The organism is Kitasatospora sp. NPDC004531 (assembly GCF_053602195.1).
The window spans coordinates 22675-28674 of sequence record NZ_JBSGDD010000089.1 but is presented as its reverse complement, the minus strand read 5'-3'; the positions used below and the strand labels follow the sequence as shown (position 1 = coordinate 28674).

Here is a 6000-nt window from a genome sequence, read left to right as displayed (position 1 = left end):
GCGCCGGTGAGCAGGGCGTGCACCCCGTAGAGCAGCGGGGCGACGTAGGCGAAGGAGTACTCGATGGGCTCGGTGACGCCGGTGACGAAGGAGGCCAGCAGCGGGGCGGCGAACTCGCAGTAGCGGCGGGCGAGTTGCTCACGCCGCTGGTCGGGGCGGCCGGGTTCGTCGTAGAACCAGGCGGCGGCCCCGAGCACGCCGTCGCGTTCGGTGGCCAGCGGCAGCGCGTAGCAGGCGGCGAGGCCCAGCCGGGCGGCGATCTCGCGGAACCGGGGGCCGACCGTCGGGTCGGTGGCCAGGTCGGGGACCAGCAGCCGGCCGGTGGCGCCGGACGGGTCGAGCAGCTCGGCGAACGGGCCGTACTCGGCGGGGACGGTCTCCAGCGAGCCGAGCGTGGCCGGATCCAGGCCGAGGCCGACCGGCCGGGCCAGGGTGCGGGCCGGGCCGGGCCGCAGGGTGACCACCAGGCCGCGGCGGGCGCCGAGCAGCGCGGCGCCGGAGTCCAGCAGCGCGTCCAGGGTGCCGGCCGGCCCGTCGGCCCTGGCCAGCAGCTCCAGGTGCTCCTGGAGGCTGGTGAAATCGGACAGCCATCCGGCCAAACGGTCCTGCAGGTCCGCCGAGGGCACCTCGCCGAGCTCCGGCAGCAGCGCCGCCCCGGACCCGAGGACCTCGGCCGCCAGCGGCTGGACGTCGGTCATGTCACAACTCCCCACAATCCGGAACGTGTCACGCAGGACCCCCGAGACCGACCGAAAACGATGTCTTTACTCACTACTCGGCATGATTCCCCCACTTGTACACAGGCCGATCGGGGCATGTCCAGGAGTGCGGCGGGCAGAAGGTGCCGCGGATCGTACGGCGGGGCCCCGCAGGTGCCACCCGGGGCGCCGGGCACTCACTCGTACGGTGGAACCGGTGTCGGCCTGCCCGCGTCCATCCGGACGTATGGGGGATTCTCGTTCCAGCGGCGCGGCGTGAGCCGGACGAAGCGCACACGTACCGCCCGCACCCCCCGGCCCAGGCCGACCGACGCGGAGAGGAACGAGCCGCCATGCGCCGACACCGCCGAGAGCAGCTGACCGAGCGGGTCGCCCAGTGGTGGCCGGGCCGCCGCGGCCGGACGCTGGCGCTGGCCGCCGCACTGCAGGCCGCCGCCGGCTGCGGCTGGCCGGTGGTGCCGGGCGCCCGGGCGCTGCGCGGCGCGGCCTGCTCCTGCCCGGACCGACTCTGCCCGACGCCCGGAGCGCACCCCTGCGACCCGCCGCTGGAGGCGGCCACCACCGATCCGCGGATGGTCCGGCACTGGTGGGAGCGGCGTGCGCCGGGCGCACCGGTGCTGGCGGCCACCGGCCGGTCGCTGTGCGCGGTGAGCCTGCCCCGGGCGGCCGGGCCGTGGCTGCTGCGGCACCTGGACGGCACGGGCGTCCCGTACGGCCCGGTGATCGGCACGCCGGGCCGGTTCGTGCTGCTGACCGCGCCCTACACGCTGGCGGAGCTCGGCGCGCTGCTGTCCGAACGGCCCTGGGTGCCGGGCGCGCTGCGCTACCACGGGCCCGGCGGCTACCTGGTGCTGCCGCCCTCGCGGACGGGCGTGGGCCCGGTGCGCTGGGTGCGCCGCCCCGGCCCCGGCCGGCCCTGGCTGCCCGAGGTCGGTACCCTGCTGGGCGGGCTGATCACCGCCAGTGCGGTCTGCTGACTCTCCGTCAACTGCCTTGCGCGACCGGAGCGGAGACAAAAAAGGCCCGACCGCTGGCGACGGGGGATGCACCAGCGGTCGGACTGTTCAAACAGTAACAAAGATCCGGCTCCGCGCCAATTTGTCCACGCCGAAAGGCCCTTGGGATTTTCGGCGGCCGGACGGAAATGTGACGCGGGTCACCACCGGCTAGTTCAGCGTGATCTGACGGTTCACCAGGTTGGCGCGGGCGCGGCGCTCCTCGGCGGTCAGCGGCGCGGGCGCGGCCAGCACCTCGGCCAGCTTCGCGGCGAACTCCACGGCCGGCTTCTCCACCTCGGCGGCGGTCATGTCCACCGGCAGGTCCCACACCGGCACGGTCAGCCCGTGCGCCCGGAACGAGCCGACCAGCCTGGTGCCCTCGCCGAGCGAGCTGTCGCCGGCCGCCGACAGCCGGGCCAGCGCGTCCAGCAGCTGCTCCTCCGGCACCGTCATCACCCAGCGCAGGTGGTTCTTGTCCGGCGTGCCGCACCAGTACGCGGAGTCCACGCCGGCCAGCTTCTCGGTCGGGATCGCCGAGGCGTTGGCCCGCTCCAGCGAGGCCGCGACCTCGCCGGTCGCCGACTCGGCGTCCTCCAGCCAGAACTCGAAGCCGGTGTGCACGGCCGGCACGAACTCGGCCGTGGTGTCGAGCAGTTCCTGCAGGCGGCGGCCGCCCGGGTTGGTCCGGCGGGCCGGCACCGGAGTACCCGGCTCGGTGGCCAGCGCCAGCTCCAGCGCGTCCGCCAGGTCACGGCTCAGGTCGCCCGAGGACGACTGGGTCTGCAGGCCCAGCAGGATCGAACCGTCCGCCCGGCGCAGCGCCGGCCAGGCCAGCGGCAGCACCGTCGCCAGCGTCACCGACGGAACCTCGCCGACGGCCTCCTCGGCCACCCCGGCGGCCAGCGCCAGCGGCACCGTGGCGGCCGGCACCAGCTCGCGCAGCGCCACCCAGTCCGCCTCGCCCGGCAGGCCCTCGAACGGCCGGTGCACCAGCTCCTGCACCGCGTGCGCCGCCTCGCGGCCGTGGCAGGCCTTGTACCGGCGGCCCGAACCGCACGGGCACGCCTCGCGCGCTCCGACGACCGGGATCTCGCCCTCGACGACGGTGGACTGGCTGGGCTGCTTCTTCGCGGCCTTCTTGGCCATGGTGCGGCTCTCCCGGGGACGTCGGACTTTGCACCGCGCAGCCTACTTCGCCCGCGGCCCGCCGTTCAGGCGCTGCGCCGCTCGCCGCCGCCCGCCACCTGCCCGAACGCGGGCAGCTCCGCCCACACCGTCACCTGACCGGGTGCGTGCCGCACTCCCCAGTCCTTCGCCAGCTTGCCGACGATGCTCAGGCCCCGGCCGCCGTGCGCCGACATCGACGGGCTGGCCGGAACCGGCCGGGTGCTCGCCCCGCCGTCCGTCACCTCCAGGGTCAGCAGGCCGTCCCCGCGCATCCGCCAACTCACCAGCACCGTACCGATCTCCGCGTCCTCGTCGAGGTTCGCGCGACGATCGGCGGATCTGTCCGGGCCGTCCGGATCTTCGGCCGGCAGCGGTCTGGCATGACGACAGGAATTGCTGAGCAGTTCGGAGAGGATCAACACCGCGTCATCAATCACCGCATCCGGTATCGAGCGATCGCCGAGATCGTTCCGCAGCCTGCGTCGCGCGGTCGAGACACTGGCCGGACCGTGCGGAACGGCCATGGCCGACGAGGTCGACCCGGCCTGAACTGGCACAGCACGTGCCACCATCAACGCCACCCCCGGACCTCCTTCAGCTTCTGCCGAGGGAAGGGTGCCCGCAGGTAATGCCCCGGAAACGGGCGTTCGACGATCCGATGGCGGCATTAACGAGATCCGCACGACACCCGGGCAAAAGGTGAGGTGCGTCTCACCTTCCGCGGCGTCCCGGGCCTTGTCCGAAAGGGCGACCGGAAATGCCCCGGACGGTATTTCCCGTCCCGTCAATGCGGCCCGCGCGCCCCGGGATCAGCGGCCCAGCTGGGCCAGCACGTCGGCCGGGCGGTTGGTGATCAGCGCCTCCACGCCCAGCTCCAGGCAGAGCTCGACGTCCTCCGGGCGGTCCACCGTCCACACGTGCACCCGGTGGCCGGCCCGGCGCAGCGAGCGCACCAGCTCCGGGTCGCGGCGCACCAGCGAGATGCCCGGGCCGGCGATCGACGCGCCGCCCGGCAGCGCCCTGGTCCGGCCCAGTATCGGCAGCGGCCGCTCCCACAGGTACACCCGCGGCACCGCCGGGGCGGCCCGGCGGACCCGGTGCAGGGCCAGCTCGGAGAAGCTCATCACCCGCACCGCGGACTCCTCCGGGGCGGCCGGCAGCAGCCCGAACCGGCCCAGCATCCGCAGCAGTTCGGACTCCACCCGGCCCGCGTACCGCACCGGGTGCTTGGTCTCGATCGCCAGCTCCACCCGCCGGCCGCTGTCCGCGACCAGCTCCAGCAGCCGCTCCAGGGTCAGCACCGAGCTGCGCCGGGGCTGCTCCGGGTGCTTCCAGGAGCCGAAGTCCAGCGCGGACAGCTGAGCCAGCGTCATCGCCGACACCACGCCCTGCCCGTTCGAGGTGCGGCGCACCGTGCGGTCGTGCAGGCACACCAACTGCCCGTCGGCGGTGACCCGGACGTCGCACTCCAGCCCGTCCGCGCCCTCCTCCAGCGCCCGCCGGTACGCCTCCTCGGTGTGCTCCGGAAGGGCCGCGGAGGAGCCCCGGTGGGCGATCACCTTGACCGCCGAGCGGTCGATCGGAGCGGGGAGCGGAGCCGAGGCGCTGTGCTGGGTGTTCACGTCAACCACCCTACGCGGCACCGGATGGCGCCCGGCTTCCGGCACGGCAACGCCGCGGTGAACAGCTGCCCGTGACGCGCGGTCAGCCCTCGGCGTGCCGGTCGGGCCTCGGCGCGCCGCTCAGGCCTTGGCGCGCCGCTCCAGGGCCGCCACCGCTCCGGTTGCCAGGGCCGCCGCCAGGAACGAGAACAGCGAGGCCGAGCTCCACGCCTGCGGGGTGAAGTGCACCGCCTCCTGCGCCTTCGTCCACAGCTCCGTCCACCAGCCGGCCACCGCCGTCGGCGCCAGGAACTGGTACACCGCGAAGCCCAGCGCCCACGGCAGCAGCATCACCCAGCGGGCGGGGGCGTCCTGCGTCAGGTTCCAGCCGCGCCGGCCCGCGCCGAGGAAGTAGTCCACCGCCAGCACCGCGAACAGCGGCACGAACACCGACCCGATCAGGCCGAGGAACGCGTAGTACGACTCGGTGAACTCCTTGATCCGCAGCGCCAGCACTGTCACCAGCACGCCGATGCCGCCGGTGAGCACCCGGCGGTCCACCTTCGGCCACAGGTTGTGGATCGACATCGCGGTCGAGTACACGTTCGCGAACGACTGGTCGGACTCGCGCAGCACCAGCACCAGCAGGAACGCCCAGCCGGCGGCCACGCCGGTGAACGAGCCCAGGATCCTGTCCGGGTCGCCGTCGGACTGCAGCAGCGCCACCACGCCCAGCACGTAGCACCACACCTGGGCCACCGTGTAGCCGGAGAACGTCCCCCAGAAGGCCTTCGCCGAACTGCGCGCGTGCCGGGTGTAGTCGGCGGCCAGCGGGACGAACGAGATCGACACCGCGATCACCGCGTCCGTCGCCGACAGGAAGCCGTCCCAGTTGCCCGCACCCGGGTCGGGGAAGCCCTGCCGGGCGAACTGCACCGTGAAGTACACCATCGCCAGGCCCACCGCGACGGCCACGTACTTGCGCAGCACCGCGATCGCGCCCAGCGGCCAGATCGTCAGCACCGTCGTCAGCACGCCCGCGAGCAGCACGAACAGCCAGCGCCAGCCCTCGGTGCCGGCCACCGTCTGCGCGCCCCAGGCGATCACCGTCAGCTCGTACACGCCCCAGCCGACGCACTGCAGGATGTTCAGCACCGTCGGCACGTACGACAGCCGGGTGCCGAACAGGCCGCGCAGCACCGCCATCGCCGGGGCGCCGGTGCGCGCGCCCACCAGGGCCGCCACCGCCAGCATCGCGGTGCCGATCGCGGTGCCGGCGACGATCGCCGTCACCGCCGCGGTGAAGCCCAGCTCGTGGCCCTGCTTGCCGAGCACCGTGGCGGCGCTGGTGAAGCCGATCAGGCTCACCCCGAGGTTCGCCCACAGCGCGAACAGCGCCCGGAAGTCCAGGGTGCGCGGGGGCGCGGTGTCGAGCGTCAGCGGGGCCTCGGCCCGCGCGGCGGTCTCAAGATCGGAAATTGGGGCAGACGGAACAGCCGTCATGGCCGATACTCC

Annotated in this window: 5 protein-coding genes and 1 pseudogene; 1 reads left to right on the top strand and 5 read right to left on the bottom strand. The window is 73.8% G+C overall.

Annotated elements, in window-relative coordinates; all coding sequences use genetic code 11:
* Positions 1-698, bottom strand: a pseudogene (locus tag ACWEMJ_RS27660) (hypothetical protein); the annotation flags it as partial.
* A 353-nt stretch (positions 699-1051) separates the two neighbouring features.
* Here ACWEMJ_RS27660 and ACWEMJ_RS27655 point away from each other — a divergent pair.
* The gene (locus ACWEMJ_RS27655; protein WP_452139850.1) at positions 1052-1696 is read left to right on the top strand and encodes a bifunctional DNA primase/polymerase; all 645 of its coding nucleotides are present in this window, start codon (positions 1052-1054) and stop codon (positions 1694-1696) included.
* Between the two features lie 189 nt (positions 1697-1885).
* Here ACWEMJ_RS27655 and ACWEMJ_RS27650 read toward each other — a convergent pair whose 3' ends face one another.
* The 4 genes from ACWEMJ_RS27650 to ACWEMJ_RS27635 form a co-directional block, all read right to left on the bottom strand.
* Positions 1886-2863 carry a DUF5926 family protein gene (locus ACWEMJ_RS27650; RefSeq protein ID WP_452139849.1) on the bottom strand — a complete coding sequence of 326 codons (978 nt, stop codon included), beginning with the start codon at positions 2861-2863 and terminating at the stop codon, positions 1886-1888.
* Positions 2864-2928: 65 nt separating this feature from the next.
* Complete coding sequence (locus tag ACWEMJ_RS27645; protein WP_452139851.1) at positions 2929-3456, bottom strand: ATP-binding protein; 528 nt, start codon at positions 3454-3456, stop codon at positions 2929-2931.
* 237 nt (positions 3457-3693) lie between these two features.
* Complete coding sequence (locus ACWEMJ_RS27640; RefSeq protein ID WP_452139848.1) at positions 3694-4506, bottom strand: glycerophosphodiester phosphodiesterase; 813 nt, start codon at positions 4504-4506, stop codon at positions 3694-3696.
* A 120-nt stretch (positions 4507-4626) separates the two neighbouring features.
* The gene (locus ACWEMJ_RS27635; protein ID WP_452139847.1) at positions 4627-5988 is read right to left on the bottom strand and encodes a purine-cytosine permease family protein; all 1362 of its coding nucleotides are present in this window, start codon (positions 5986-5988) and stop codon (positions 4627-4629) included.
* Positions 5989-6000: the final 12 nt, after the last annotated feature.

Bases quoted from the DNA above. Each gene is read 5' to 3' on its own strand.
- ACWEMJ_RS27645 (WP_452139851.1), bottom strand. From the start codon at position 3,456: ATGGTGGCACGTGCTGTGCCAGTTCAGGCCGGGTCGACCTCGTCGGCC.
- ACWEMJ_RS27635 (WP_452139847.1), bottom strand. From the start codon at position 5,988: ATGACGGCTGTTCCGTCTGCCCCAATTTCCGATCTTGAGACCGCCGCG.
- ACWEMJ_RS27655 (WP_452139850.1), top strand. From the start codon at position 1,052: ATGCGCCGACACCGCCGAGAGCAGCTGACCGAGCGGGTCGCCCAGTGG.
- ACWEMJ_RS27650 (WP_452139849.1), bottom strand. From the start codon at position 2,863: ATGGCCAAGAAGGCCGCGAAGAAGCAGCCCAGCCAGTCCACCGTCGTC.